Source organism: Micrococcus sp. iso_26, assembly GCF_056172975.1.
Map to the genome: position 1 here is coordinate 1,202,933 of NZ_CM149652.1, position 26,218 is coordinate 1,229,150.

22 protein-coding genes and 1 tRNA gene are annotated in these 26,218 nt (G+C 75.3%); 17 read left to right on the forward strand and 6 right to left on the reverse strand.

Annotated features, from left to right (window positions below; translation table 11 throughout):
* Positions 1-40 precede the first annotated feature (40 nt).
* Both malQ and AC0VX0_RS05570 read right to left on the reverse strand, forming a co-directional pair.
* Positions 41-3,550 (reverse strand): 4-alpha-glucanotransferase, encoded by a 3,510-nt coding sequence (gene malQ, locus AC0VX0_RS05565; protein WP_377636196.1) that lies wholly within the window; start codon positions 3,548-3,550, stop codon positions 41-43.
* Between the two features lie 85 nt (positions 3,551-3,635).
* Positions 3,636-3,719 (reverse strand) — tRNA-Leu (locus AC0VX0_RS05570).
* A 116-nt stretch (positions 3,720-3,835) separates the two neighbouring features.
* On the opposite strand from AC0VX0_RS05570, the gene AC0VX0_RS05575 reads away from it, so the two are divergent.
* Positions 3,836-5,161 (forward strand): M20/M25/M40 family metallo-hydrolase, encoded by a 1,326-nt coding sequence (locus AC0VX0_RS05575; RefSeq protein WP_357012993.1) that lies wholly within the window; start codon positions 3,836-3,838, stop codon positions 5,159-5,161.
* Positions 5,162-5,210: 49 nt separating this feature from the next.
* Here AC0VX0_RS05575 and AC0VX0_RS05580 read toward each other — a convergent pair whose 3' ends face one another.
* A complete protein-coding gene (locus AC0VX0_RS05580) occupies positions 5,211-5,450 on the reverse strand; it encodes a DUF5703 family protein (RefSeq protein WP_036384809.1) in 240 nt (79 codons plus the stop codon).
* Between the two features lie 93 nt (positions 5,451-5,543).
* Here AC0VX0_RS05580 and AC0VX0_RS05585 point away from each other — a divergent pair, with 93 nt between their 5' ends.
* From AC0VX0_RS05585 to mshC, 3 genes are all read left to right on the forward strand, one after another.
* Positions 5,544-5,762 carry a hypothetical protein gene (locus AC0VX0_RS05585; RefSeq protein WP_036315190.1) on the forward strand — a complete coding sequence of 73 codons (219 nt, stop codon included), beginning with the start codon at positions 5,544-5,546 and terminating at the stop codon, positions 5,760-5,762.
* Between the two features lie 69 nt (positions 5,763-5,831).
* Entirely contained in the window at positions 5,832-6,665 is an 834-nt protein-coding gene (locus tag AC0VX0_RS05590) for an undecaprenyl-diphosphate phosphatase (protein ID WP_355504209.1), read from the forward strand.
* Positions 6,666-6,729: 64 nt separating this feature from the next.
* On the forward strand, positions 6,730-7,998 hold the full coding sequence (mshC, locus tag AC0VX0_RS05595; RefSeq protein ID WP_036315180.1) for a cysteine--1-D-myo-inosityl 2-amino-2-deoxy-alpha-D-glucopyranoside ligase: 1,269 nt from the start codon (positions 6,730-6,732) through the stop codon (positions 7,996-7,998).
* 22 nt (positions 7,999-8,020) lie between these two features.
* Here mshC and AC0VX0_RS05600 read toward each other — a convergent pair whose 3' ends face one another.
* Complete coding sequence (locus tag AC0VX0_RS05600) at positions 8,021-8,971, reverse strand: PAC2 family protein (protein ID WP_377636200.1); 951 nt, start codon at positions 8,969-8,971, stop codon at positions 8,021-8,023.
* A 91-nt stretch (positions 8,972-9,062) separates the two neighbouring features.
* Here AC0VX0_RS05600 and AC0VX0_RS05605 point away from each other — a divergent pair, with 91 nt between their 5' ends.
* The 5 genes from AC0VX0_RS05605 to dop are packed head-to-tail and all read left to right on the forward strand — an operon-like array spanning position 9,063 to position 15,487.
* Complete coding sequence (locus AC0VX0_RS05605) at positions 9,063-9,803, forward strand: HAD family hydrolase (protein ID WP_377636202.1); 741 nt, start codon at positions 9,063-9,065, stop codon at positions 9,801-9,803.
* On the forward strand, positions 9,800-10,927 hold the full coding sequence (locus AC0VX0_RS05610) for a site-2 protease family protein (protein WP_377636204.1): 1,128 nt from the start codon (positions 9,800-9,802) through the stop codon (positions 10,925-10,927). Before AC0VX0_RS05605 ends, AC0VX0_RS05610 begins: the two co-directional genes overlap by 4 nt.
* A gap of 16 nt (positions 10,928-10,943) precedes the next feature.
* Positions 10,944-12,008 (forward strand): tRNA (adenine-N1)-methyltransferase, encoded by a 1,065-nt coding sequence (locus tag AC0VX0_RS05615; protein WP_122054331.1) that lies wholly within the window; start codon positions 10,944-10,946, stop codon positions 12,006-12,008.
* Positions 12,009-13,763, forward strand: a complete 1,755-nt coding sequence (gene arc / locus AC0VX0_RS05620) for a proteasome ATPase (RefSeq protein WP_122054333.1) — start codon at positions 12,009-12,011, stop codon at positions 13,761-13,763. It begins immediately after the preceding gene.
* Complete coding sequence (gene dop / locus AC0VX0_RS05625) at positions 13,760-15,487, forward strand: depupylase/deamidase Dop (RefSeq protein WP_122054335.1); 1,728 nt, start codon at positions 13,760-13,762, stop codon at positions 15,485-15,487. The genes arc and dop overlap by 4 nt, the downstream gene beginning before the upstream one ends.
* A 15-nt stretch (positions 15,488-15,502) precedes the next feature.
* Here the strand turns inward: dop and AC0VX0_RS05630 are convergent, their stop codons facing one another.
* Both AC0VX0_RS05630 and AC0VX0_RS05635 read right to left on the reverse strand, forming a co-directional pair.
* On the reverse strand, positions 15,503-16,096 hold the full coding sequence (locus AC0VX0_RS05630; protein ID WP_073116889.1) for a cyclodeaminase/cyclohydrolase family protein: 594 nt from the start codon (positions 16,094-16,096) through the stop codon (positions 15,503-15,505).
* A gap of 40 nt (positions 16,097-16,136) precedes the next feature.
* The gene (locus tag AC0VX0_RS05635; RefSeq protein WP_036336875.1) at positions 16,137-16,601 is read right to left on the reverse strand and encodes a pyrimidine dimer DNA glycosylase/endonuclease V; all 465 of its coding nucleotides are present in this window, start codon (positions 16,599-16,601) and stop codon (positions 16,137-16,139) included.
* A gap of 124 nt (positions 16,602-16,725) precedes the next feature.
* Here AC0VX0_RS05635 and AC0VX0_RS05640 point away from each other — a divergent pair, with 124 nt between their 5' ends.
* From AC0VX0_RS05640 to AC0VX0_RS05675, 8 genes are all read left to right on the forward strand, one after another.
* Positions 16,726-16,917: a ubiquitin-like protein Pup gene (locus tag AC0VX0_RS05640; protein ID WP_036336876.1), complete on the forward strand. Its 192-nt coding sequence runs from the start codon at positions 16,726-16,728 to the stop codon at positions 16,915-16,917.
* Entirely contained in the window at positions 16,914-18,308 is a 1,395-nt protein-coding gene (pafA, locus tag AC0VX0_RS05645; protein WP_069941584.1) for a Pup--protein ligase, read from the forward strand. Before AC0VX0_RS05640 ends, pafA begins: the two co-directional genes overlap by 4 nt.
* A 37-nt stretch (positions 18,309-18,345) precedes the next feature.
* Complete coding sequence (locus tag AC0VX0_RS05650) at positions 18,346-19,437, forward strand: FKBP-type peptidyl-prolyl cis-trans isomerase (protein ID WP_069941585.1); 1,092 nt, start codon at positions 18,346-18,348, stop codon at positions 19,435-19,437.
* Between the two features lie 32 nt (positions 19,438-19,469).
* Positions 19,470-19,865: an FKBP-type peptidyl-prolyl cis-trans isomerase gene (locus AC0VX0_RS05655; protein WP_010078659.1), complete on the forward strand. Its 396-nt coding sequence runs from the start codon at positions 19,470-19,472 to the stop codon at positions 19,863-19,865.
* Between the two features lie 11 nt (positions 19,866-19,876).
* On the forward strand, positions 19,877-21,976 hold the full coding sequence (locus AC0VX0_RS05660; protein ID WP_036315139.1) for a helix-turn-helix transcriptional regulator: 2,100 nt from the start codon (positions 19,877-19,879) through the stop codon (positions 21,974-21,976).
* 37 nt (positions 21,977-22,013) lie between these two features.
* Entirely contained in the window at positions 22,014-22,271 is a 258-nt protein-coding gene (locus tag AC0VX0_RS05665) for a twin-arginine translocase TatA/TatE family subunit (protein WP_002855080.1), read from the forward strand.
* 20 nt (positions 22,272-22,291) lie between these two features.
* The gene (tatC, locus tag AC0VX0_RS05670; protein WP_020627219.1) at positions 22,292-23,149 is read left to right on the forward strand and encodes a twin-arginine translocase subunit TatC; all 858 of its coding nucleotides are present in this window, start codon (positions 22,292-22,294) and stop codon (positions 23,147-23,149) included.
* A 74-nt stretch (positions 23,150-23,223) separates the two neighbouring features.
* Complete coding sequence (locus AC0VX0_RS05675; RefSeq protein ID WP_377636211.1) at positions 23,224-26,214, forward strand: DEAD/DEAH box helicase; 2,991 nt, start codon at positions 23,224-23,226, stop codon at positions 26,212-26,214.
* Positions 26,215-26,218: the final 4 nt, after the last annotated feature.

Sequence of the window (26,218 nt, forward strand, 5' to 3'; positions counted from 1 at the left end):
CCGAGACTCGCTGTCTCGGCGGGCCGGTGCGTTCGGGCGGTCAGGCGTCCAGCCCGGGCGACCGCCGCGGCACGGCGGTGACGGCCTCGAGCAGCCCGTCCGCGTAGGCCTCCCACGAGTGACCGGCGGCGTGGCGCACGGCGCCGGTCCTCAGTGCCGCCCAGGCGTCACGATCCGCCAGGATCTCGGCCAGGGCATCGGCCCACGCCTCGGGGGTGCCCGCCGTCACGTGGCGGCCGGACACGCCGTCGAGGACCGCGTAGACCAGTCCGCCGACCCGGTGCGCCAGCACGGGCGTGCCGCAGGCCTGTGCCTCGAGGGCGACCAGGCCGTAGGTCTCGGACGCGCTCGGCATCGCCACGACGTCCGCCGCCCGGAACTGGGCGGCCAGGGCGGGCGCGGGCACCGGCCCGGAGAACGTCACCAGGTCGGCGACCCCCTCCCGCGCGGCCAGGCCCGCCAGGTCCAGCTCGTCGTCCCCCGAAGCGGCCCCGTTCGCGTGCAGGCGCACCCCCGGGTCGGCGCCCGCGCCACCGGCCCGCTCGCGCAGCACCCCGAGGGCGGCCACGAGCAGGTGCGGGCCCTTGTGCCGCTGCACGCGGCCGGCGAACAGGACGCGCAGGGCCCCGTCGTCCTCCGGGGCGCCCGGCCACTGCGCGGCGCCCTCCGGCGTGAACGTCTCGAGGTCGGCCCCGGGGGGCAGCACCCGGGTGCGGGCGCGGGGCACGTCCAGCAGCTCGCGCAGGTCGGCGACCTCGGCGGCGGAGTTGACCACGAGCAGGTCGGCCCGCTCGGCGACCTCGCGCTCGGCCTCGATCCGCGCGGCCGGCTCGCGCAGCTCGGGGTCCTCGAGCATCTTCGCCGCCGCCGTGGTGTGCATGGTCTGCAGGTACGGGGCGTGCGCCGCCCGCGCCAGCGCCGCGGCGGTGGACCCGGAGAGCCAGTAGTGGCCGTGCACGAACGCGACGGGCGGGGCGTCCGCGCCACCGAGGACGGGACCGCCCGGCACGGCGTCCGAGGCGAGCCAGTCCAGGGCCGCGCGGGTGAACTCGGCGCCGAGTCCCGCCAGCTCCTCCTTGGGCACGGGAGCGGACGGCCCGGCGGCGAGGTCCACGACCGTGACCGGCGGGGCCTGCCCGCCGGCGTCCAGCATCCGGACCCGTGCGCCATCCGCTCCCACCGGCTCCTCCGCCCGGGTCAGCAGGATCATCCGCACGCCCCGGCGGGCCAGGGCCACGGCGGCCTGCCGCACGTAGACGTTCATGCCGCCGGCGTCGCCGCGGCCGGGCTGGGCCAGGGGGGAGGTGTGCAGGCTGACCCCGATCCCCACCGGCACGGACGCCCGCAGTTCGGCGTCCACGGCGTCGAACAGCCGGGCCGCCGACGCCGAGTCCGCCAGGTCCTCGACGGAGACCATCCGTCCGGCGCCGTCGCCGAGCGGCACAGTCCAGTTCGGGTACTGGTCCTGGAGGGTGCCGGGCTGGTTCTGGATGCGCCGCTCGCCCACGGCGTCCACGAGCGCCACGCTGTGCAGGGCCGAGGGCGCCTGCGCGAGCAGGCGGTGCAGGGCCACGATCTGGCGTTCGCGCACCTCGGGGCCGGCCTCGGGGACGTCCACGTCCGCCTCGGCGAGCAGCCCGCGCCGGGCCGCGGCGGCGAGGAACGCGCGCACCTCCTCCGCCGACCGGCGGCGTTCCTGGGCGACGTCCACGGTGTAGAGGCCCAGCCGTTCGCGCAGGTCCACCTGGACGCCCTCGAGGTAACCGGCCGTGGGCGGCAGGTCGTGCGTGTTCACCGCCGCCATGGCCAGCCGCCGGTAGCGCTCCGGCGGGGTGGGCTCGCCGTCCTCCTGTTCGAACCACAGGATCGACGTGCCGAGCACGCCGGCCTCGGCCAGGCGGCGCTGCACCCACGGCTCGAACGTGCCGAGGTCCTCGCCCACCACGACGACGCCGGCCCGCTCGGCCTCGAGCGTGAGCACGGCGAGCATCGCCTCGTGGTCGTACTCGACGTACGCGCCCTGGGTGGCACCGGCGCCCTCCGGGATCCACCACAGGCGGAACAGCCCCAGGACGTGGTCCATCCGGATGCCGCCCGCGCCGCGCAGCACGGTGCGCAGCATGTCCCGGAACGCGGCGTAGCCGGTCTCGGCCAGGCGGCGCGGATGCCAGGGGTGCTGCGACCAGTCCTGGCCCAGCTGGTTGAACAGCTCGGGCGGCGCGCCGACGGACATGGTCGGCACCAGCACGTCCCCGAGCATCCACGCGTCCGCGGTCTCGCGGGTCGCCCCGACTGCCAGGTCCACCATGACGCCCATGCGCATGCCGGCCGCCCGGGCCCGCTGGTGCACGCCGGCGAGCTGCTCGGCGGCGATCCACTGCACCCAGCGGTGCAGGTCGACGTCGGTCGCGCGTTCGACGCGGACCCGCTCGGCCTCGACCCCGCCCGGCGCCCAGGCCGGGTCGGCGAGATCGGGCCCGGTGCCGTCGCCGTCCAGGCGCAGGACGGACCAGAGGGCGAAGTCGTCCAGGCCCGGGCCGGCCTCGGCGCGGAACCGCGCGTAGGCGGCCTCGCGCTCGGGGGAGCGGGGCACCTCGTGCACGCGGCGCAGCGCGGGCCACAGGACGGCGGCGACGGCGGCCCGATCGATCCGGCCGGTGCGCTCCAGCTCCGCCTGGACGCGGGCGCCGGCCGACCGCAGCTCCGCCTGCTCCGCGGCGGGCAGGTCGGCGAACTCGGGGATCGAGGGCACGTGCACGATCAGCGCCGAGAGGAACCGACGGGAGACGGGGGAGTAGGGGGAGTCCGCCGGATGGGGGCCGGGCTCGACCGCGTGCAGGGGGTGCAGCAGCAGGAAGTCGGCACCGTGCCGGGCGACGATCTCGGCCAGGGACGCCATGTCCGCCGCGTCGCCGATGCCCCACGAGTCCGCCGAGGTCACCGAGTAGCCCTGCGCGGCCGCGCCCCAGCCGCGGCGCTCGAGGAAGGGACGCGCCGTGCTCAGCCGGGTCGGGGCGCAGACCAGGACCGCGGAGGCGGTGGAGCCGGAGCCGCTGGTCACCTCCAGCCGGTGCCAGCCCGGGGCGAGGTCGGCGGGGATCTGCACGTGGACGCGCTCGCGCTCGACGCCGTCCACGAGGCGGACCTCGGACACCGGCTCGCTCACGCTCACCTCGAGGGTCCGGCCGTCCTCCGTGCGCACGCGGGCCACGACCGGCTCGCCCGCGGCCACGTGGCACGGCACGGACAGGCGGTGGCCGGACCGGGCGGCCACGGTGGGCGGGAGCACGTCCCGCCAGGGGGCCGTCTCCGCCTCCTCCAGCGCCTCGGCCAGAGCGGCGACCCCGTCCGGACGGACCGACACCCCGAGGGCGGCGAGCACCTTCACGAGGGCCTCGTCCGGCACGGTCTGGGCCGAGCCGTCCTGCCCGACGTACTCGGGCTGCACCCCGTGGGCTCGCGCGAGCCGATGCAGCAGTGCGGGGGCTTCCAGGGCCATCGGGTCCTCCATGCCGTCGTGCGGTTCCACCGACGGCGCCTGCCGTCGCACGGACACCACTCTAGAGGGGACGCCGGGCCGGGGAACACGCAGGGCCCCGGTCGTGACGACCGGGGCCCTGCTGCTCGACGAGCGGTGCGCGAGGGGGGACTTGAACCCCCACGTCCTTGCGGACACAGCGACCTCAACGCTGCGCGTCTACCAATTCCGCCACTCGCGCTCATCGGTGGAGCCCTGGGAGAGGCTCCGTCGCCCACCGCGTTCCGGTCCTGTCCGGTCCGTCCCGCTCCGGGCAACTCGAGAAAGATAGCACGGGTTCGGGCTAGGCTCAAAACCATGGTCGAGAACATCGAGAACCCCGCCCGCTCGCGCCCCGAGGACCGCGTCGTGGAGATCTGCCGCGACCTCATCCGGATCGACACCACCAACCGCGGGGGCAACGTCTCCGTCGGTGAGCCCGAGGCCGCGGAGTACTGCGCCCGGCTCATGACCGAGGCGGGGATGACCCCCCGCTTCTTCGAGTCGGCGCCGGGCCGGGTCTCCGTCGTCGGACACCTGCCGGGCTGGGATCCGGAGGCGCCGGGGCTCGTCATCCACGGGCACACGGACGTGGTCCCCGCCGAGGCGGACGAGTGGAGCGTGGACCCGTTCGGCGCCGAGCTCAAGGACGGCATGATCTGGGGGCGCGGCGCCGTGGACATGAAGGGCATGGACGCCATGGTGCTCGCGGCGCTGCTCCACCTGGCCCGCACGGGCCGCCGGCCGCGGCGACCCCTGACGGTCGCGTTCTTCGCCGACGAGGAGGCCGGCGGCGTCTACGGCGCACGCTGGGTCGTGGACCACCACCCCGAGGTGTTCGACGGGTGCACCGAGGCGATCTCCGAGGTGGGCGGCTTCTCCACCGAGGTGCACGGCTCGCGCGCCTACCTCGTGCAGACCGCGGAGAAGGGGCTCGCCTGGCTCAACCTCACCGCACAGGGTGCCCCCGGGCACGGCTCGGCCCCGCACCCGGACAACGCGGTCACCCGGCTGGCCGGCGCCATGACCCGCATCGGCGGACACGAGTGGCCGCTCGTGTACACCAAGACCACGCGCGCGCTGCTCGAACAGGTGGCCGAGATCATGGGCGTGGACTTCGACGAGACGGACCCGACGCCGCAGCTCGACGCGCTCGGGCAGGCCCGGTCCTGGGTGGCCGGCACCCTGCGCACCTCGTCCAACCCGACGGGGCTGACCGCCGGCTACAAGCACAACGTCATCCCGTCCTCGGCCACCGGCACCGTGGACGTCCGCCTGATCCCCGGGGAGGAGGAGTCCGCCCTCGCCACGATCGCCGAACTCGCCGGTCCGGACGTGACCATCGCACCCGAGCACCGGGACGTCGCCCTGGAGACCCCCTTCTCCGGGGACCTGGTGGAGCTGATGATCGCCTCGCTGCAGGCGGAGGACCCCGAGGCCCAGGTGCTGCCGTTCATGCTCGGCGGGGGCACGGACAACAAGTCCCTCTCCCGGCTGGGCATCACCGGCTACGGCTTCGCGCCCATGCGCCTGCCCGCCGACCTGGCCTTCACGTCCCTGTTCCACGGCATCGACGAGCGGGTGCCCGTGGACGCGCTCGAGTTCGGCTGCCGGGTGCTCGAGCGGATGCTGGAGCCACGCTGATCCGGGCCGCGGGCGACGACGGCCGGGGCGCCGCCGTCGGACCCGCGCCTCAGACCGTCTGCAGGGTCGAGGCCACGCGCATCACCCGGCGGCGCATCCAGTAGCGGCGCGCCCCGTCACGGTAGTGCACGGAGCGCTGCAGCTCCCATTGGCCGTACTCCGCGTGCTCCACGAGGCGCCGACGGGCGTCGGCGAGGGACTCGTGGGCGGCGACCGTCATCACCAGGTACTCCCACTTCTGTCCGCGGGAGATCGCGTCGAGGGTCGAGGACATCAGCTGTTCACGCACCCGCCCATCCTGGCAGACGGCGCCGCGTCCGTCGGCCGGTCCCGCACGGCCCACCCCTGGCCGCGCCACCGGCCACCGGGTTACCGTTCACCCATGAGCTCTGACGCCCGCATGGCCCTCGAGGCCCTCACCACCGCCCTGAACGAACACCTCGTGGCCGCGCAGAACAAGCGGGGCGAGGACGACCCCGCCGTCGAAGCCGCGTTCTTCGCCGTGGCCGACGCCTTCGAGGCCTACGAGGACGCCCTGTACGCGGACACCGAGGAGGTCACCCCGCTCGACCTCTTCGACGACGAGGACGACGACGACTGACCGTCCTGCTCGTGACGGATCGCACGGCCCCGGGTTCCCACCCGGGGCCGTGGCGTACAGTGACCCTCCGTGACGTGGATCGAAGCCATCATCCTGGGCCTGGTGCAGGGCCTCACCGAATTCCTGCCCATCTCCTCCTCCGCCCACATCCGCATCGTGGGCGAGTTCCTGCCCTCCGCGACCGACCCGGGGGCGGCCTTCACGGCCATCACGCAGCTCGGCACGGAGCTGGCGGTCCTCATCTACTTCTGGCGCGACATCACCCGCATCATCGGCCGGTGGTGCGCCGCGGTCACGGGGCGGATCCCGCACTCGGACCCCGATGCGCGCATGGGCTGGCTGATCATCGTGGGCTCGATCCCGATCGCGGTCCTGGGTCTGCTGCTGGAGGACTGGATCGACACGGAGTTCCGGTCGCTGTGGATCACGGCGACCATGCTCATCGTGTTCGGCGTCCTGCTCGCCCTGGCGGACCGGCTCGGCCGTCAGACCACGCCGCTCGAGAAGCTCACCGTGCGGGACGGCATCCTCTACGGCCTGGCCCAGGCCCTCGCGCTGATCCCGGGCGTCTCGCGCTCCGGCGGCACCATCGCGGCCGGCCTGGCCATGGGCTACACCCGGCCCGCCGCCACCCGCTACGCGTTCCTGCTGGCGGTGCCCGCCGTGTTCGCCTCCGGCCTGTACAAGCTGTACACCTCGCTCACCGATCCCGGCACGCAGGGCCCGTACGGCATGGGGGAGACCCTGGTCGCGACCGCGATCGCCTTCGTGGTGGCCTACGCGGTCATCGCCTGGCTCATGCGCTTCATCAGCACCAACTCGTACCTGCCGTTCGTCTGGTACCGCATCCTCCTGGGCGGCGTCCTGTTCGCCCTGCTGGGCGCGGGCGTCATCAGCGCCTGAGCCCGCTCCCGCGGTCCGGCATGACGGCCCGGCCCCGCCGAACCACCCCGATCTGAGGAGTCCCGTGAAGTCCTGGAGCACCCCCGCCCCGCCCGCCGTGCCGAGCCGCCCCGACCGGCTGCGGCTGCACGACACCGCCACGGGACGGACCCGGCATCCGGGCAACGACGCGCAGCGCGCCTCGCTGTACGTCTGCGGGATCACCCCGTACGACGCGACGCATCTCGGCCACGCGAGCACCTATGTGGCCTTCGACCTGCTGCACCGCTACTGGCGCGCGGCCGGTCTCGAGGTCGCCTACGTCCAGAACGTGACCGACGTGGACGACCCCCTGCTCGAGCGGGCCGAGGCGACCGGCGTCGACTGGCGCGCGCTCGCCGAGGAGCAGACCGACCTGTTCCGTGCGGACATGGCCGCCCTCGAGGTGCTCGCCCCGGACCACTACGTCGGCGCGACCGAGGCGGTGGGCCTGGTGGTGGACGCCGTCGAGACGATGCTGGCGGCGGGCCGGGCCTACCGCGTGCCGGGCGGCGACGGCGAGCCCGACGGGGACGTCTACTTCGACGTCCGCGCGGCCCAGTCCGCGACCGACTGGCGCCTCGGACAGGTCTCCGCGATGGGCCTGGACGAGATGGCCGCGGTGTTCCCGGAGCGGGGAGGCGATCCCGACCGCCCCGGCAAGCGCGACCCGCTGGACCCGCTGCTGTGGCGCGTGCACCGCGAGGGCGAGCCGGCCTGGGACGGGCGGTCGCTCGGCTCCGGCCGGCCCGGCTGGCACATCGAGTGCTCCGTGATCTCCCGGGCCCACCTGCCGGCGCCGTTCACGGTGCAGGGCGGCGGCTCCGACCTGCGGTTCCCGCACCACGAGTTCTCCGCCGCGCACGCCACCGCCGTCGACGGCCTGCCGCTCGCGCACACCTACGCGCACACCGGCATGGTGGCCCTGGACGGCGAGAAGATGTCCAAGTCCCTCGGCAACCTCGAACTCGTCTCCCGCCTGCGGGCGCGGGGCGTCGAGCCGGTGGCCGTCCGCGCGGCGATCCTCGCGCACCACTACCGGTCGGACTGGGAGTGGTCCGAGCAGGTGCTGGCCGACGCCCAGGCGCGGGTGGCCCGTTGGCGCGCCGCCCTGGACGGACCGCATGCCGCCGCCGGCGTCGCCGTGCTGGACGCGGTGCACGCGGCGCTCTCGGACGACCTCGACGCCCCCCGCGCGCTGGAGGCCCTCGACGCATGGGCGGCCGGCACCCTGCCGGGCCTGGCCGAGGCCGCCGCCGACCCGCTGCCGGTGGTCGACGTCGTGGCGGCGCTGCTGGGTCTGCGCCTGCGCTGACCCCGCCGGGCGCGGCCGGGCGTCAGCGTCCGCCGCGCCCGCGCAGATAGCGCTCGAACTCCCGCGCGATCGACTCGCCCGAGGCCTCCGGCAGCTGCTGGGTGTCCTGGGCCTCCTCGAGCTGCCGGACGTAGGCGGCGACGTCGGGGTCCTCGGCGGCCAGCTCGTCCCCGCCGCGCTGCCAGGCCCTCGCGTCGTCCTCGAGCCCGCGCGTGGACACGCTCACGTGCAGCAGGTCCTCGACCGCCTCGACCAGCCCGAGCAGCGTCTTGGGGGAGGGCGCCTGGGCCACGTAGTGGGGCACCGTCCCCCACAGCGAGAGGCTCGGCAGGCCGCGGCGCGCGGCCTCGTCCGCGATGACGCCGATGATCCCGGTGGGCCCCTCGTAGACCGGACGGTCCGCGCCGACGGCCACCCGCACGTCCACGAGCGGCGAGGTCGGGCGGGCGCGCAGGGGCCGGGTGTGGGGCACGTCCGCCAGCAGCGCGCCCAGCGTCACGACGGCGTCCACGTCGCGCGCGTCGGCCGCCGCGAACAGCTCCTCGAGGAACGCGCGCCACCGCACGTTCGGCTCCACGCCGACCGCGAGGAGCACGCGCACCCCGTCCGGCGGGGCGGCCTCGCCCGCCACGGGCCGGCCCTCCCGGTCCAGGAGCGCCTCGTGCAGGGTGACCGCCGGCCAGTCCAGCGTCCCCAGCCCGTCCGCGTCGCGCCGGACCAGGGGTCGAGTGACCTGGTAGTCGTAGAACTCGCCGTCGCACACCCGTCCCGCGTCCCCGGCGTCCCACTGCTCCCGCAGCGCGCCCAGGGCCCCGGTCGCGGCCTCCCCGGCGTCGTTCCACCCCTCGAAGGCCAGCAGCAGGACCGTGGGGGCCCGCCGCCCGGCCTCGAGCGCGTCCACGGTCGCCGTCAGGTGGGTCCGCAGCGGGCCCAGGACGTCGTCCGGCTGGTCCTCGGAGGTAGCGTCGGTCATGGCGGCCAGCCTAGACACAGCCCGACGACGGGGCCACGGCCCGCGACCCGCCCCGCACACCCCGGCGGCGGCGCTCGATAGGATGCACTCCATGCCCCGCCACCCCGCGCCCGCCCCGGACGACCGTGCCCGCCGCCTGCCGCGCGCCGTCCTGTGGGACATGGACGGCACCCTCGTGGACACCGAGCCCCTGTGGAACGCCGTCCAGCGCCGGCTGGTGGTCGAGCACGGCGGCACCTGGTCGGAGGACCTGGCCGCCTCCCTCGTGGGACGCCCCCTCGACGAGGGAGCGCGCCGCCTGCAGGAGGCCGGGCTGGACCTGCCCGTGCAGCGGATCATCGACCTGACGATGGACGAGGTCGTCCAGGGGGTCGTCCGTGGGGTGCCATGGCGGCCGGGTGCCCGGGAGCTGCTCGTCGCGCTCGCCGAGGCCGGCGTGCCGGGCGCCCTCGTGACGATGTCCCATGCCCCACTGGCCCGCGCACTGGCCGAGCGGGCGCCGGCGGGCACGCTGGACGTCGTCGTCTCGGGGGACATGGTCTCCCGGGGCAAGCCCGACCCGGAGGCGTACCGGCTGGGCCTGCAGCTGCTGGCCGAGCGGACACCGGGGCTGACGGCCGCCGACTGTGTGGCGGTCGAGGACTCCCCGGTGGGCGTCGGCGCGGCCGTGGCCGCGGGCCTGCCGACGGTCGGCGTGCCCAGCGTGCTGCCGCTGCCGGCGGGGCTCGCGACCGTCGAGTGGACGACGCTCGCCGGCCGCACGCCGGCCGACCTCGCCGCGGTCCGCCGGATCGCCGCCACGCGCAGGCCCGGGGCGGACGAGCCCGGATGAGCGGGCCCGCCTCCGTCCGGCTGGGCACGATCGCCGGCGCACCGGTGCGCCTGTCCTGGTCCTGGCTCCTGATCGCCGCGGTCATCACCCTCGCGTTCGGCCCGCAGATCCAGCGCGCGCTGCCCGCGATCGACGGCGGCGCCTACGGGGTCGCCCTGGGGTACGCCGTGCTCCTGGCCCTCTCCGTCCTGGTCCACGAGGCCGCCCACGCCCTCACCGGCCGCGCCTTCGGCCAGCGCACCGAGGAGATCGCGCTCACCCTGTGGGGCGGGCACACCCAGTTCCGCAGCCCGCCCGCCCGACCGCTGGACACGGTCCTCACCGCGATGGCCGGCCCCGCCGCGAACCTCGTGCTCGCGGGCCTCGCCCATCTGGCGGCCCGTGCCGTGGCCGGCCCGTCCGTCCTCGCCCTGCTGCTCGAGGTCACGGTGTGGGCCAACCTCCTCCTGGCCGCGTTCAACGCGCTGCCGGGCACCCCGCTCGACGGCGGCCGCATGGTCGAGTCCGCCGTCTGGGCCGCCACCGGCTCCCGGGCCCGTGGCGTCGAGGCGGCCGGCTGGGCCGGGCGCGTCGTCGCGGTGGGCGTCCTCGCGGCGGTGTTCGGCCCCCCGACCCTCGCGGGCCGCGCGCCGGACCTGTTCGTCGTCGTCCTGGCGGCCTGGGTCGCCCTCACGCTGTGGCGGGGCGCGGACGACGCCGTGCGCCACGGGCGCTGGAGCCGCCGGCTGGAGACCCTGCGGCTCGAGCAGGTCGAGGCGCCCGCCATCGCCCTGCCCGAGCACCTCTGCGTCGCCGAGGCCCTGGCCCAGGCGGACGGCGGCCGCCGCGCCGTCGTGGCCGTGGACGGGGCCGGTCGGCCCCGCGGCGTGCTGGACCACACGGCCGCGGCGGGCCTCACCCCGGCGCGCCGCACGACCACCGCCCTGGCCGCGGTCGCCGTCGCCCTGGCTCCGGAGGCCGTCCTCGTCCGCGACGACGTCCCCGCCGCCGGTCCCGACCTGGCCGCCCGCCTGGCCGACCCCCAGACCCCCGTGTGGGTGCTGACCGACGCGCACGGCCTCGTGCGCTCCGTGGTGCCCCGCGAGACGATCCTCGCCGCCGTCGACGCGACGCGGCGTCCCTGAACCGAAGGAGCCCCCCATGACCGAACCCACCGGCGTGAGCGCGCGCCGCGGCCCCCTGCGGGCCGGCCAGCGCGTGCAGATCAAGGACGCGAAGGGCCGCCTCAACACGATCACCCTGCTGCCCGGCGGGGAGTTCCACAGCTACCAGGGCGTGCTGCGGCACGACGACCTGATCGGCGGCTTCGAGGGCGTCGTGGTCGAGAACTCGGCCGGCCAGCCGTACCAGGTGCTGCGCCCCCTGCTGAACGACTTCGTCCTGTCCATGCCCCGCGGCGCCACGGTGGTCTACCCGAAGGACGCGGCGCAGATCGTGCAGCAGGCGGACATCTTCCCGGGCGCCGTCGTGGTCGAGGCCGGCGTGGGCTCCGGCGCCCTGTCCATGTCCCTGCTGCGCGCCGTGGGCGACCACGGTCGCCTGCACTCCTACGAGCGCCGCCCGGAGTTCGCGGACGTCGCCCGGGCCAATGTGGAGGCCTTCTTCGGCGCCGAGCACCCCGCCTGGTCGGTGCACCTCGGCGACGCGCAGGAGGAGATGCCCAAGGTCCACGAGCCGGGCTCCGTGGACCGGGTGGTCCTGGACATGCTGGCCCCCTGGGAATGCCTCGACACCGTCGCCGAGGTCCTGGCCCCCGGCGGTGTGTGGCTGAACTACGTGGCCACCGCCACCCAGCTCTCCCGCGTGGCCGAGGCCATCCGGGACTCGGGCCGCTTCACGCAGGTCGAGGCCAACGAGACCCTCGTGCGCGGCTGGCACCTGGACGGGCTCGCCGTGCGCCCCGACCACCGCATGGTCGCGCACACCGGCTTCCTCCTCACGGCCCGCCGCCTGGCCTCGGGCGAGGAGGCGCTGCGCCTGAAGAAGCGCTCCAAGGTCTCCGAGTTCAAGGCCGAGGACGTCGAGGCCTGGCAGCCGGCCGACGAGGCCCGGTGGACGCCCGAGGCCCTCGGCGAACGGCCGGTCACGGACAAGAAGGCGCGCAAGGCGGCGAAGGAGGCCCGCCTCATGGCCGCGCGGTCACGCGCCGCCGAGCAGGGCGTGGACGCGTACGGTGGGAGGACCCCGACCGGGGAGCAGGACTGAGTGGACGGAGCACCGGTGGACCACCACGCGCAATCAGGCACGGAGCACGCCGAGCAGCGCCTCGCCGAGGCGCGGGAGCTGCTGCGGCAGTCCCAGGCCGAGGCCGAACGGCTGCGGCACCAGCTGCAGTCCGCCCAGCGGCACGCCGCCGGCCTGAGCGAACGCCGTCGGGCCGCCGAGGCCCAGACGCAGACGACCGCCCGCAACAACCGGCGCATGGTCGAGCTGCTCGAGGCCACGCGCGCCGAGATCACGACGCTCAAGGAGAACCTGGACGCCGTCACGCATCCGCCGTTCACCTTCGCCACCCTCGAGGCCGTCCACGCCCCGCGCGATCCCGAGGAGGGCGTGGAGACCGGCGCCGTGGTGCGCGGGGGAGCGGACGTCGTGCAGAACGGCCGACGGCTGCGCGTGACGGTCTCCCCGCTGCTCGACGCCGCCCGCCTCACCCCCGGCGCCCAGGTGCTGCTGGACGAGTCCAGCTCGATCGTCGGCGTCGCCCCGGGCACGGGGTCGGGTCAGCTGCTGCGCGTCAAGGAGGCGCTGCCCGACGGCGGCCTCGTCCTGGCCGGCACGGCGGACGAGGAGCGCGTGGTGCGGCGCGCGCCCGCGCTGGAGGGCGTCGACCTGCGCCACGGGGACGCCGTCACCGTGGACGCCCGCGTCGAATGGGCGCTGCGGCGGGTCGAGCTGTCCGAGGTGGACGAGGTGCTGCTGGAAGAGGTCCCGGACGTCACATTCGAGGACATCGGCGGCCTCGGCCCGCAGATCGACCGGATCCGCGAGGCCGTCGAGATCCCGTTCCTGCACCCCGAGGTCTACCGCGAGCACGGCCTGCGCGCCCCCAAGGGGATCATGCTGTACGGCCCGCCCGGCACCGGCAAGACCATGCTCGCCAAGGCCGTGGCCAACGCCCTCTCGGCCCGCAGCGCGGACGGCGAGCGCTCGTTCTTCCTCAACGTCAAGGGACCCGAGCTGCTGAACAAGTACGTGGGCGAGACCGAGCGGCAGATCCGCGTCATCTTCGACCGGGCCCGCGAGAAGGCCGACGCCGGCTTCCCCGTGGTCATCTTCTTCGACGAGATGGAGTCGCTGTTCCGCACGCGCGGCTCCGGCGTCTCCTCGGACGTGGAGACCACGATCGTCCCGCAGCTGCTCACCGAGATCGACGGCGTCGAGGCCCTCGAGAACGTGATCGTCATCGGTGCCTCGAACCGTGAGGACATGATCGACCCGGCCGTGCTCCGCCCCGGCCGACTGGACGTGAAGATCCGCGTGGACCGTCCCGACGCCGCCGGCGCCGCGGAGATCATGGCCAAGCACCTCACCGCGGACGTGCCCCTGCACGCCGACGACGTCGCCGCGGCCGGCTCCGCGGACGCGGCCCGCGCGACGCTCATCGCCCGGACCGTCGCCGCCCTCTACGACCGCGGCGGAGACACCGCGCTGGCGGAGCTGACGGACGTGTCCGGCACGACCCACGCCCTGCACCTGGCCGACCTCGTCTCGGGCGCCGTGGTGGCCGACGTCGTGGACCGCGCCAAGCGGCACGCGGTGCGCGACTACCTCGCCGCCGGCCAGGCCCCGGCCGCGCTCGGCGTCCGCGAGGGCCACCTGCGCGAGGCCGTGGCCGCGGTGATGGAGGACCAGACGGACCTGCTGGCCACGGTCGCGCCCGCCGAGTGGGCGCGCACCTCCGGCTGGCGCGGTCCTCGGCTGCGCTCGCTGCGCATGGTCCGGGGGGTCGAGGCATGAGCGCGTTCGGCCGCGGGGCCGCGGACGGCTTCGCCCGGGTCGCCGCCGTCGACGTCGGCCCGACCCCCGCCTTCGAGGGCCAGCGCCGGCTGTTCCACGGCGCGGCCGTGCCCCCGAACGGGCGGGACGCCGCCGGCTGGGGCGTGCACCGCGTGATGGGCACGGAGACCGAGTTCGGCATCCACGCGCCGGCCAACCCGGGGGCGCACCACAGCGTGCTCTCGGTCGAGCTCGTGAACGCGTACGCGGACCTGGTCACCCGGTCCGGCTCGGCGGTGGCCGGCACGGAGTGGGACTACACGGGGGAGTCGCCGCTCGTGGACGCCCGCGGCTGGCGGCTGCCGCGTTCGGCGGCGCACCCCTCGCAGCTGACCGACGAGGCGCTCGTGGGCCCGGACGGGGAGCCCGTGCACCTGCTGCTGTCCACCGTGCTGGCCAACGGCGCGCGCTGGTACGTGGACCACGCCCACCCGGAGTACTCGTCGCCGGAGACGACCACCCCGCGGGACGCCATGGTGTGGGACGCCGCCGGGGACCTGGTCGCGCAGGCGGCGGCCGAGCACATCGGCCAGGCCGAGGGCGCCCCGGAGGTGCTGGTCTACAAGAACAACGTGGACGGCAAGGGTCAGTCCTACGGCGCGCACGAGAACTACCTCGTGGCCCGGTCCCTCGACTTCGAGGAGCTCACCGCCGTCCTGCTGCCGTTCTTCGCGGCGCGGCAGGTGCTCGTGGGCGCGGGCCGCGTGGGCCTCGGCCCGGCGGGGGAGCGGCCGGGCTTCCAGCTGTCCCAGCGGGCGGACTACTTCGAGGAGCCCGTGGGCCTGGAGACCACGATCCACCGGCCGATCGTCAACACGCGGGACGAGCCGCACGCCCGCCCCGAGGCCTACCGCAGACTCCACGTGATCATCGGCGACGCGACGCTGAGCCAGCACGCCACGTGGCTGCGGATGGGCATGACCGCGCTCGTCCTCGCGATGGCCGAGGCCGGGACGGCGCCCCGGCTCACCCTGGACGACCCGGTGGCCGCGTTGCAGACGATCAGCCACGACCCGGGTCTGCGGGCCACGGTGCCGCTGCTCGAACGCACCGCGGACGGCCCCGTGCGCCGGCACTGGACCGGGCTGCAGATCCTGCGGTCCTACCTGGACGCGGCCCGCGCCCACTGCGCCGCCTTCGGGGTGACGGATCCGCAGACGCGCGAGGTGCTGGAGGCCTGGGCCATCGACCTCGACGACGCCACCGCGGATCCGCTGTCCCTGAGCGACCGCGCCGATTGGGCGGCCAAGCTGCGCGTCCTCGAGGGCCTGCGGGCCCGCACGGGCGCGGACTGGACCGACCCCCGCCTCGCGATGGTGGACCTGCAGTACGCCGACCTGCGCCCGGCCCGCTCCCTGCACCGCCGCCTCGTGGCCGCCGGCGCCCTCCGGACGCTCGCCGACGAGGCGGAGATCCGTGCCGCCGTCGCCACGCCGCCGCGGGCCACCCGCGCGTGGACCCGCGGCAACCTCGTGGGCCGCCACGGTGACCGCGTGGCCGGCGCCGCGTGGGAGACCCTGCTGCTGCGCGGGGCGGGGGAGCGGGTGCACCGGCTGCACCTGGCCGAGCCGCTGGTCGGCGCCGCCGTCGACCTGCCCGGCTGGTGGGAGGACGCCGCCGCGCCCCGGCCCGACGACGAGGCGCTCGTGGCCACGCTGCCGCCGCTGTTCGGCGCGCGGGCCTGAGGCGAGGGCGGGCGCTCAGCCCGCGACGGCCGCGCGCACGCGGCCCAGCAGGGCGTCCGCCCGCGCGACGAGACGGTCCGCCCGGTCGACGTCGGTGCGCAGGACGCCCTCCAGGCCCTCGTCGCGGAGGGGGCCCAGGTTGGTCTCGAGGGTGACCGCGGCGGCGGTGAGGCCGCCCCGGACGCAGCCGAGCGCCGCACCGACGTCGGAGAGCACGTTCGGGTTCGCCGCGTCCAGCACACGCTCGGCCAGGTCCAGCGCACGCTCGGCGACGTCGACGATCCCGCGGGGCGGCTGGACGGCCTCGGCCAGGGCGGCCTGGATCGCGGCCGAGCGCCGGGCCCGGTCCTCCGGGGTGTCGCGGGGCAGCCCGAACGCCTCGGCCACGGCGCCGAAGCCCCGCTCGTCGCCGTCGGCGAGGCCGAGGCACGCCGCGATCAGGCCCTCCGATGCCCGGGCGTCCTCCTCGGCCGCGCTGAACCGGGCCGCCATGGCCAGCAGTCCGGCGCCCTCGGCGACCGCGAGCGCGCCCGTCGCGCCGCCGCCGGGGGTGGGCTCGCCGGAGGCGAGGCGCCCCAGATAGCTCTCGATGCTCTCGTCGCGGATCATGCCCCCACGGTGCCAGACCGGGCCCGACCGCGGCCCGCCCTCAGGCGCGCTCCCAGGAGGCGACCGGCCCCGGGACGATCGTGAACAGCGGGTGCACGTCGGGGACGGGCGTGTCCGACCACCGTTCGAGCCAGGCGGGGCTGCGCGCGGCCAGCTTGGCGCACAGGTGACGCCACTCCAGGTCGCGCTGGCCCGTGGTGGCCGGGATCGGTGCGAGACCGGCGGGCGGGATGCGCACCGCGCCGTCGGGGGCGGGGCACGGCCGGTCGATCCGGGAGTGGTCGAAGCGATAGCCGCGCGCCGTGGCCTCGGCCTCGAGGCCGGAGAGGAACGCACCGATCGCGCCGGACGGGTCCGGGTGCTCCCGGAACCTCAGCAGCTGCGGGTGGTCCCGATACCCGCGCGTGCGGCCGGCCAGGACGGCCTGCGCGAGCAGGGCCTCGCGCCAGGCGCCCGTCAGGCCCTGACGGTCGAGGTGGCGGGGGTGAAGGGTCCACAGGCGCATGCCCCCATCCTGCCAGCGCGGGGCAACCCGGGGGCGTGGGGCTGAAACGTGGCCCGCGCGTGGGGCAGGATGGGTGGACGCGGACGGAGCACACCGACCCGCGTCGACGCACGAGGAGGCCACCATGTCCCAGGAGCAGATCCGCCCACGCCCGTCCGGCGGCGACGACGAGACCGGCGCCGCGGCGGGCCAGGCGCACGTGAAGCCCGCGGCCCAGGACCAGCGCCTGGACAGCCTGCTGGACGAGATCGACTCGGTGCTGGAGTCCAACGCCGAGGAGTTCGTCAAGGGCTTCGTCCAGAAGGGCGGCCAGTGACCGACGCGGACCGCGCCCGCCGGATCTTCGGCCTGGAGACGGAGTACGGCGTCCAGCACTGGAACCCGCAGGGGCGCCCGCTCAGCCCCGAAGAGGTCGTCCGCTACCTCTTCCGGCCCGTCGTCGAGTGGGGGCGGTCCTCGAACGTGTTCGTGGCCAACGGCTCCCGGCTCTATCTCGACGTCGGCTCCCACCCCGAGTACGCGACCGCCGAGTGCTCGACGCTCGACGAGCTCATCGCCTCGGACGGGGCGGGGGACCTGCTGCTGCACGACCTCGTGGTCCAGGCCGAGGAGCGCATGGCCGCGGACGGGGTCGGCGGCCGGATCCACCTCTACCGCAACAACGCCGACTCCTCGGGCAGCTCCTACGGCTCCCACGAGAACTACCTGCTGCGCCGGCGCACCGAGTACCGGCGGCTCACCGAGGCGCTCGTCCCGTTCCTCGTCTCCCGGCAGATCCTCGTGGGCGCGGGCCGCGTCGTGCCCGCCGGCACGTGGCCCGAGGGCGAGGGCCCGGCCCACTTCGCGTTCTCCCAGCGCGCCGACTTCGTGCAGGACGGCGTGTCCTCCTCCACCACGCGGTCCCGGCCGATCATCAACACGCGGGACGAGCCGCACGCGGACGCCTCCGAGTACCGGCGCCTCCACGTGATCGTGGGGGACACGAACCTCTCCGAGCACACCCACCTGCTGCGCTTCGGCGCCACCGACCTGCTGCTGCGGATGATCGAGGCGGGCTTCCCGCTCGGGGACCGCGTCGTCGCCCACCCCACCCGTGCGGTGCGGCAGATCTCCCACGACCTCACCGGCACGGCCCGCATCGCGCTCCGGGAGGGGGAGGCCTCCGCCCTCGAGCTGCAGGAGCACTACCTCGAGCGGGCCCGCGCCTTCGTCGCCGCGGAGGGTGCCCACCACGACCGGGTGGGGGAGGTCCTCACCCTGTGGGGCGAGGTGCTTGACGCCGTCCGCACCGGTGACCGGTCCCGCATCGAGGACCGCATCGACTGGGCGATCAAGCTGCGCCTGCTGGAGGACTACCGGGCCCGCCACGACCTGGGCTGGGACGCGCCCCGCCTCGCCCAGCTGGACCTGGCCTTCCACGACATCGACCCCGACCGGGGGCTGTTCCGCCTGCTGCTGCGGCGCGGGGCCGTCGCGCGCCTGCTGCCCGAGGACGCCGCCCGGTCCGCCGTGGAGGCCGCCCCGCCCACCACCCGGGCCCGTGTGCGCGCGGACTTCGTGTCCCGCGCCCGGGAGCGCGGCCTGGACTACGCCGTCGACTGGACGACCCTGAAGCTCACCGACCATCCGCTGCACGCGATCGTGACGAAGGACCCGTTCGACACGTCGTCGGCCGCCGTCGACCGGCTGTTCGAGCGGATCGCCTGACAGCGCGCGTCCAGGACGCGCCGTTAGGGTGACCCGCATGAGTTCGTTCGAGACCCCCCAGCCCCCGACGGCCCGCCGCCGTCGCCGCCTGCTGCCGCTGCTGTCCCTCGGCGCCGCGGGCCTGATGCTGGCCACCGCCTGCGCCACCGGCGACGACGGCGCGGACCAGCCCCACAGCGACACCGCGTCGGCCTCCACGTCGGCCGCCCCCGAGCGGGCGGCCGTCGGCGAGGGCCAGGGGGAGCCGGACGCCCTGACGGGTGTCACCTTCACGGAGGGCGACGGCGGGGCGCCGACGGTCGAGATCGACGGGGAGATCGACACCGACCAGCCCACCACGCGCGTGCTGACCGCCGGCGAGGGGGAGCAGGTGCAGGAGGGCGACGTCCTGAAGATGTCGATCGCCGTCGTCGATCCGGCCAGCGGCGAGGTGGTCGCCGAGAACTTCAGCGGCGAACCGGAGGCCGTGCCCGTGGACGACCAGCTCAAGTCCATGAACCCGGAGATCCACGAGATGCTGGTGGGCAGCGGTGCCGGCACGATCGTCGCCGCGTACAGCCCCGAGTACGACGTCCCCGTCCCGCAGACCGAGAGCGCGTCGCCGAGCGCCTCCCCCTCCACCCAGACGCAGCCCGCCCAGCTGTTCGTCTACAAGATCGACGCCATCCTGCCGAAGCAGGCCGAGGGCGAGGAGGTGACCGAGCGGGACGAGCGCCTGCCCGACGTCACCGTGGACGAGCAGAGCGGCCGGCCGAGCATCGCGAAGCCCGACGGCGAGGCGCCCCAGGAGCTGGTGGTCCAGTCCCTGATCGAGGGCGAGGGCCGCGAGGTCGGCGCGGACGACACCGTGACCGTGCAGTACGAGGGCGTGACGTGGTCCGACGGCGAGGTCTTCGACTCGTCCTGGGAGACGGGCCAGGCCATCACGTTCTCCCTCAACCAGGTCATCGAGGGCTGGAAGGAGGGTCTGGCCGGCCAGAAGGTGGGCTCGCGCGTCCTCCTGTCGATCCCGGCCGAGAAGGCCTACGGTGAGCAGGGCAGCCCGCCGGCCATCGGCGAGAACGAGCCCCTGCTGTTCGTGGTGGACATCCTGGACGCCCAGGCGCCCGCCACCGAGTCGGCGAACTGACCCCGTCCACGAGAACCCCAGAGGAGAGCACCGTGTCCTTCGGACAGCGCGACTACGACCGCACCAAGCCCGAGATCGACTTCCCGGGCGAGACCCCGCCCACCGAGCTCGTGGTGGAGGACCTGATCGAGGGCTCCGGCCCGGCCGTCGAGGCCGGCTCCCGCGTGCAGGTCCACTACGTGGGCGTGGCCTGGTCCACCGGCGAGGAGTTCGACGCCTCGTGGAACCGCGGCACCCCGCTGCCCCTGACCGTCGGCGTCGGCCAGGTCATCGCCGGCTGGGACCAGGGCCTGCTCGGCATGAAGGTCGGCGGCCGCCGCCGCCTCGAGATCCCGCCGCACCTGGGCTACGGCGCCCGCGGCGCCGGCTCCGCGATCGGGCCGAACGAGACGCTCATCTTCGTCTGCGACCTCGTCTCGGTCGACTGACCCCGGGCCCCGTGACCCCACCCGCCCCGCGGCGCGCCGGCGACGAGGCCGCCGAGCGCATCATCTCGCTGCTGTGGCTGCTGCTCTCGGCGCCGCACGGCCTCGAGCGTGACCGGATCCGACGGCAGGTCGTCGGCTACGAGGGGCTCACGGACGCCGCCTTCGAGAAGCTCTTCCAGCGGGACCGCCGCGTGCTGCGCGCCGTGGGGGTCCCGCTGGAGACGCTCGAGCCCGCCGGCTTCGACGAGGGCGAGGCGGGGGTGCGGCACCGCGTCGTCCGCGATGCGCTGCTGCTGCGCGACCTCGACCTGACCGTGGACGAGCGCCGCGCCCTCGTGCGGGCGCGGCGCCTGTGGGGCGACTCGCCGCTGCGCGCCGACGTCGTCCGCGCCGTGGGCCTGCTGTTCCAGCCGGCCACCGACCTCACGGGCGATGACGAGCTGGCCGGGTACCACACCCTCATGCCCCGGGCCGACCCCCGGCTCGAGGCCCTCACCCAGGCCGTGGCCGACGAGGCCGTGCTGCGCTTCCCCTACCGCGACGCGCGGGGGCGGGCCACCCGGCGCACCGTGCGGGCCTGGTTCCTCACCCTCGTGCGCGGTCGCTGGTATCTCACCGGCTGGGACCTCGACCGCGCCGCCGAGCGCAGCTTCCGGCTCACCCGGATGGAGGGGGAGCCGCGCCGCCTCGAGCGGGCGACGGACGCCCCCGGCCGTCCCGAGGACCACGACCATGCCGACCTCGTGGCGCGCCTGGCCGGACAGGCCGACGCCGAGCGGGTCCGCGTGTGGCTCGCGCCCGGTCGGGGCCAGGGCGTCCGCGCGGTCGGTGAGCCCGCCGAGCCCCGCGTCGAGGACGGTGCCGCACCGGGACCCGACTGGGAACTCTGGGAGGCCCCGGCCGGTCCTCGCGAGGACGGCCTCGCCGCGGAGATCGGCGGCCTGCTGGGCTGCGCCGTGCCCTCGGCCGCGCACCCGGACCTGACCGACCGCGTCCGCGCGGGCCTGGCCGCCGCGGCGGAGTCCCACGCCGGCCCCGCCGACCCGGCCCTGCTCGAGGTGGCGCTCGCCGCGCCCGTCCGGCGCCGCGCCCGCGACTCGAGCGAGGACCTCGTGGGCCGCCTGCTGGACATCGTGGGGCTGGCCAACCGGGCGGGTGGGGTGGACCGGGCGGAGCTGCGCGCCCGCCTCGGCATCACCGACGAGCGCCTCGACGCCGACCTCGAGACGCTGCGCTACTGCGGCATGCCCGAGCGCGACTTCCCCGGCTTCCAGTTCGAGGTGGCGGAGGTCGGCGGCCGCGTCCACGTGGAGCGCGCCGCAGACCTGGCCGGTCCCGTGCGGCTGACGCGCCCCGAGGCGCACAGCCTCGTCGCCGCCCTGCAGACGGTCGCGGACCTGCCGGTGTTGGACGAGGCCGACCGCGAGGCCGCCCGCTCCGCCCAGCGCCGGATCCGCGCCGCCGTCCTGGACGCGGGGGCCCCGGACGCGGACGATGCGGACGACGCCGCCCTCCGGGAGGCCGAGGCGCACACCGCCGGCGAGCCCCCGGTCGCCGTCGCCGCCCACTGGGACGTGGCCGTGGACCCCGCGACGGTGCGCACCCTGCTGGCCGCCGTGGCGGAGCGGGCCGTCGTGCACCTGACCTACCGCTCCGTGCATGCCGACGCCCTCACCGAGCGGGACGTGGAGCCGCTGGCCCTGGTACAGGACGGGGCGCGTCTCTACCTGCAGGCGTGGTGCCGTCGCGCCGAGGACCACCGGGTGTTCCGGGTGGACCGGATCAGCGCGCCCGCACCCACGGGGGAGACGTTCGCCGCCCGGGCAAGGCCCGCGCGCTGGCGGGTCCATCCCGACGACGCCGCGGGGGTGCCCGTGCTGCTGCGCTGGGCCCATCCCGTCCGCGACGCGGCCGCCGGCTACCGCCCGGACGCCCAGGCCGATCTGCCCGACGGCGACCGGCTCACCCGGGTGCATCTGACCGACGCCGGCGTGGCCGCCGCGCTGGTCGGACGCCACGGCGGAGCCGTCCAGGTGCTGGCCCCCGCCGACCTCCGGGCGTCCGTGGCGGACGCGCTGGGCGATGCCCTCGTGGCCCTGCCGGCGCGGTAGCCTGGACCCCGGAACCCCATCGAAAGGACCCTTCATCATGGCTGGACTCCAGGGCTGGCAGCTCGTCATCATCATCCTGCTCGCGATCCTGCTCTTCGCGGCGCCGAAGCTGCCCGCGATGGCCCGCAACCTCGGCCAGTCGATGCGCATCTTCTCCTCCGAGGTGAAGCAGATGCGCACCGAGGGCAAGGGCACCACGGACGAGCGCTCCGGCGCCGGCTCCACCGCCGCGGACGAGCCGGTCGAGGGCCGCGTCGTCGAGCGTGACGAGACCGACCCGCGCGACCCGCGCTGAGCCGGAAGGACCCCCACCCGATGACCGAGGTCGACGAGGTCGCCCGCCGCACCCGGCGCCGCCGGAAGCGGCGGGACAACCCCACCGGCGAGATGCCGCTGCGCGAGCACCTCACGGAGCTGCGCAACCGACTGCTGAAGTCGGGACTCGCCGTCGCGGTCGGCATGGTGGTCGGCTTCCTCGTCTACCAGCCGGTCATGGCGGAGCTGTTCCGCCCGGTCAAGGAGATCGCCAGCCAGGGGCACACGGCGGCCGTCGCCTATGACACGGTGGCCTCGCCGTTCGACCTCATGCTCAAGGTCAGCATGTTCATCGGGCTCATCCTGTCCAGCCCGGTCTGGCTCTACCAGATCTGGGCATTCATCGTGCCGGGTCTGAAGAAGGCCGAGAAGAAGTACGCCCTGGGCTTCATCGCCGCGGCCGTGCCCCTGTTCATCTTCGGCATCGCGCTGGGGTGGCTCGTGATGCCGCAGGCCGTCCAGTTCTTCGTGGGCTTCACTCCCGAGGGCGGCGCGAACCTCCCGACGGCGTCGGTGTACATCAGCTTCGTCACGCGTCTCTACCTCGCGTTCGGCGTGGCCATGGTCCTGCCGGTGCTGCTGGTGGGACTGAACATGCTCGGCATCCTGCCGGGCCGCACGATCGTCCACCACTGGCGCATCACCGTCTTCGTGATCATGCTGATCGCCGCGATCGCCGCCCCCGGTGCGGACGCCATCTCCATGTTCTACATGGCGATCCCGCTCGTCGTCCTCTTCGGCGTGGCCATCGTCCTGTGCCTGTGGGGGGACCGTCGTCGTGACCGCCGCTCGGGGCAGCGCGAGGTGGACGTCGAGGCGGAGCTCGCCGAAGGCCCGAAGCCGCTCGATCAGATCTGAGCGTCGTACGCGGCGGCCCTCCCGCCCGGACGCACGACCACGACGGTGTCCGGACCCGCCAGTAGGGTGGGGCCATGGCCCACCATCCCGCGTCCGCGACCCCGCACGACGAGCCCGAGCTGAGCCCGGCGGAGCGCTACGCCCGTGCCCGGGCGGCCCGGCACCACGCCGGCTCCGAGCTCGGCCGGTTCGCCGCACGCGTGGGCTTCCCCCTCGACGACTTCCAGCGCCGCGCGTGCGCCGAGGTGGAGGACGGCCACGGCGTCCTCGTCGCGGCGCCCACCGGCGCCGGCAAGACGGTGGTCGGCGAGTTCGCCGTCCATCTGGCCCTGGCCCGCGGCACGAAGGCGTTCTACACCACCCCCATCAAGGCTCTCAGCAACCAGAAGCACGCGGACTTCGCCCGCGTGCACGGTGCGGAGAACGTCGGCCTGCTCACGGGGGACACCTCCGTCAACCCGGATGCGCCCGTCGTCGTGATGACCACCGAGGTGCTGCGCAACATGCTGTACGCGCAGTCCGACACCCTCATCGACCTCGGCTTCGTCGTCATGGACGAGGTCCACTACCTCGCCGACCGGTTCCGGGGCCCGGTGTGGGAGGAGGTCATCATCCACCTGCCCGAGCACGTGCAGCTGATCTCCCTGTCCGCCACGGTGTCCAACGCCGAGGAGTTCGGCGCCTGGCTCGACACGGTCCGGGGCGCCACCACCGTGATCGTCTCCGAACACCGGCCGGTGCCGCTGTGGCAGCACGTCATGGCCGGGGGCCGGCTCTACGACCTGTTCGCCGAGGACATCGCCTTCGAGGACACCGCGGACCGGGACGGGGAGGCCCTGCTCAACCCCGAGCTCAAGCGCCTGGGGGAGGAGACCGAGCGCCGGTTCCAGCGCGCGGACTGGGGACGGCCCGGGCGGCAGCAGCACCGCGACGGGCGCGGGGGCGGCCCGAAGGGCCGGGTCAGGGGCGGCCGACGCACGACTCGCGACGGCGGCCGGGGCCGGAACGGCTCCTCCGCGCTGGACCGGGAGCGGCCGGTCTCCGGTCGGCCGGGCGGTCACGACGGCGGCCAGCGGCGCGGACCGCGGCTGTCCACGTCGCGCCCAGAGATGATCCGGGCCCTCGACCGCGACGGGCTGCTGCCGTGTATCACCTTCATCTTCTCCCGGACCGGCTGCGACGCCGCCGTGGAGCAGTGCCTCCGGGCCGGGCTCGACCTCACCACGGCGCGGGAGAAGGCGCTCGTGGCCGAGCGGGTCGAGGAGGCGGCGCGTCTGCTGCCCGTCGAGGACCTGGAGATCCTCGGGTTCTGGGCGTGGCGCGACGGCCTGTCCCGGGGCTTCGCGGCCCACCACGCCGGCATGCTGCCCCCGTTCAAGGAGGCCGTCGAGGACCTGTTCGCCGCCGGCGCGCTCAAGGCCGTGTTCGCCACGGAGACCCTCGCCCTCGGCATCAACATGCCGGCCCGCTCCGTGGTGATCGAGAAGCTGGTCAAGTTCAACGGCGAGAACCACGTCGACATCACGCCGGGGGAGTACACCCAGCTGACGGGCCGGGCGGGCCGCCGCGGCATCGACGTCGAGGGCCACGCCGTGGTGATGTGGCGTCCCGGGCTGGACCCGGCCGCCGTCGCGGGCCTGGCCTCGCGCCGCACCTACCCGCTGCGCTCCTCGTTCCGGCCTACCTACAACATGTCCGCGAACCTGCTGGCACAGGTCGGGGCGGAGCGGGCACGGGGCATCCTCGAGTCCTCGTTCGCCCAGTTCCAGGCGGACCGCTCCGTGGTGGGGCTGGCCCGCGAGGTCCGCTCGAAGCAGGCCAGCCTCGAGAAGTACGAGGAGGCCATGCAGTGTCACCTCGGCGACTTCGCCGAGTACCTCACCCTGCGCAAGGAGCTCGCGGCCGCGGAGAAGTCCGGCTCGCACGGGCGCCGTCGGGCCCACCTGGCCGCCGTGAAGGACTCGCTCGCGAACCTCGCGGTCGGGGACGTCGTCGAGCTCGACGCCGGCCGCGCGCTCGGCCGGGCCGTCGTCGTGTTCCCCGCCGGCAACCTCCAGAACCCGCGCGTCGGCGTCGTGACGGACAAGGCGCAGCTGCGCCGCATCACGGTGGACGACGTCGCCGGGCCGGTCGAGCCGGTGGCCGGCGCCGCCCTGCCCCAGGTGGTGCAGGTGAAGACGCCCGCGCAGCGCAAGGACGTCGCCGCGCTCATGCGCGAGGCCGTGCGCACGGGCCGCCCGCCCGCCGGAGGCCGCCGCACGGCGGGCTTCCGCCTCCGGGAGGACCCGGCCGCGCCCCGGGTCGAGGAGCTGCGCCGGGCACTGCGCCGCCACCCGTGCCACGGCTGCCAGGACCGCGAGGAGCACGCCCGCTGGGGCGACCGCTGGTGGGCCATGCGGCGGGAGGTCTCCGTCCTGCGGGAGCGCATCGCGGGCCGCACCAACACCATCGCCCGCACGTTCGACCGCGTCGTCGGTCTGCTGCGCGCCTACGGCTACGTCCAGGAGGACGCGTCCTCGCCCCGCGCGGCGCTCACGGAGCGCGGCGAGGCCCTGCGCCGGATCTACGGCGAGCGGGACCTGTTCACCTCGCTGGTGCTGCAGGATCCGGCCACGGACGGCTTGACGCCGGAGGAGTGGGCCGCCGTCGCCGCGCTGCTCGTGTACCAGGGCAGGGGGGAGGCCGAGCCCGGACTGGTCCCGATGCCGACCCCGCGGCTCGCGCGCGTCGCGGAGGCCGCCGAGCGCATCGAGGAGCGCCTGCGCACGGACGAGGCCCAGGCCCGGCTCGAGCCGACGCCCCGGACGGACCCCGGGCTGGTGGCACCCATGCACCGCTGGGTGCGGGGCGCCACCCTGCGCCGCACCCTTGACGGCGCGGACCTCGCCGCGGGCGACTTCGTCCGCTGGGCGCGGCAGGTCATCGACGTGCTGGGCCAGCTGGCCAACGTCCCCGGGGACACCCGTCGCAGCCGTGCCTGCCGCCGGGCCGCGGACCTCGTCTCCCGCGGCGTCGTGGCCACCTCGCTGCCGGCGGCCTCGGCGCCGCGCGCGGACGAGGACTGACACG

What these genes read in the sequence shown, in the direction of transcription:
- tatC (WP_020627219.1), top strand. Translation starts at nt 22,292, where the DNA reads ATGACCGAGGTCGACGAGGTCGCCCGCCGCACCCGGCGCCGCCGGAAG.
- AC0VX0_RS05575 (WP_357012993.1), top strand. Translation starts at nt 3,836, where the DNA reads ATGGTCGAGAACATCGAGAACCCCGCCCGCTCGCGCCCCGAGGACCGC.
- dop (WP_122054335.1), top strand. Translation starts at nt 13,760, where the DNA reads ATGAGCGCGTTCGGCCGCGGGGCCGCGGACGGCTTCGCCCGGGTCGCC.
- AC0VX0_RS05650 (WP_069941585.1), top strand. Translation starts at nt 18,346, where the DNA reads ATGAGTTCGTTCGAGACCCCCCAGCCCCCGACGGCCCGCCGCCGTCGC.
- AC0VX0_RS05630 (WP_073116889.1), bottom strand. Translation starts at nt 16,096, where the DNA reads ATGATCCGCGACGAGAGCATCGAGAGCTATCTGGGGCGCCTCGCCTCC.
- AC0VX0_RS05665 (WP_002855080.1), top strand. Translation starts at nt 22,014, where the DNA reads ATGGCTGGACTCCAGGGCTGGCAGCTCGTCATCATCATCCTGCTCGCG.
- AC0VX0_RS05615 (WP_122054331.1), top strand. Translation starts at nt 10,944, where the DNA reads ATGACCGAACCCACCGGCGTGAGCGCGCGCCGCGGCCCCCTGCGGGCC.
- AC0VX0_RS05585 (WP_036315190.1), top strand. Translation starts at nt 5,544, where the DNA reads ATGAGCTCTGACGCCCGCATGGCCCTCGAGGCCCTCACCACCGCCCTG.
- AC0VX0_RS05605 (WP_377636202.1), top strand. Translation starts at nt 9,063, where the DNA reads ATGCCCCGCCACCCCGCGCCCGCCCCGGACGACCGTGCCCGCCGCCTG.
- AC0VX0_RS05600 (WP_377636200.1), bottom strand. Translation starts at nt 8,971, where the DNA reads ATGACCGACGCTACCTCCGAGGACCAGCCGGACGACGTCCTGGGCCCG.
- AC0VX0_RS05640 (WP_036336876.1), top strand. Translation starts at nt 16,726, where the DNA reads ATGTCCCAGGAGCAGATCCGCCCACGCCCGTCCGGCGGCGACGACGAG.
- AC0VX0_RS05675 (WP_377636211.1), top strand. Translation starts at nt 23,224, where the DNA reads ATGGCCCACCATCCCGCGTCCGCGACCCCGCACGACGAGCCCGAGCTG.
- AC0VX0_RS05635 (WP_036336875.1), bottom strand. Translation starts at nt 16,601, where the DNA reads ATGCGCCTGTGGACCCTTCACCCCCGCCACCTCGACCGTCAGGGCCTG.
- AC0VX0_RS05610 (WP_377636204.1), top strand. Translation starts at nt 9,800, where the DNA reads ATGAGCGGGCCCGCCTCCGTCCGGCTGGGCACGATCGCCGGCGCACCG.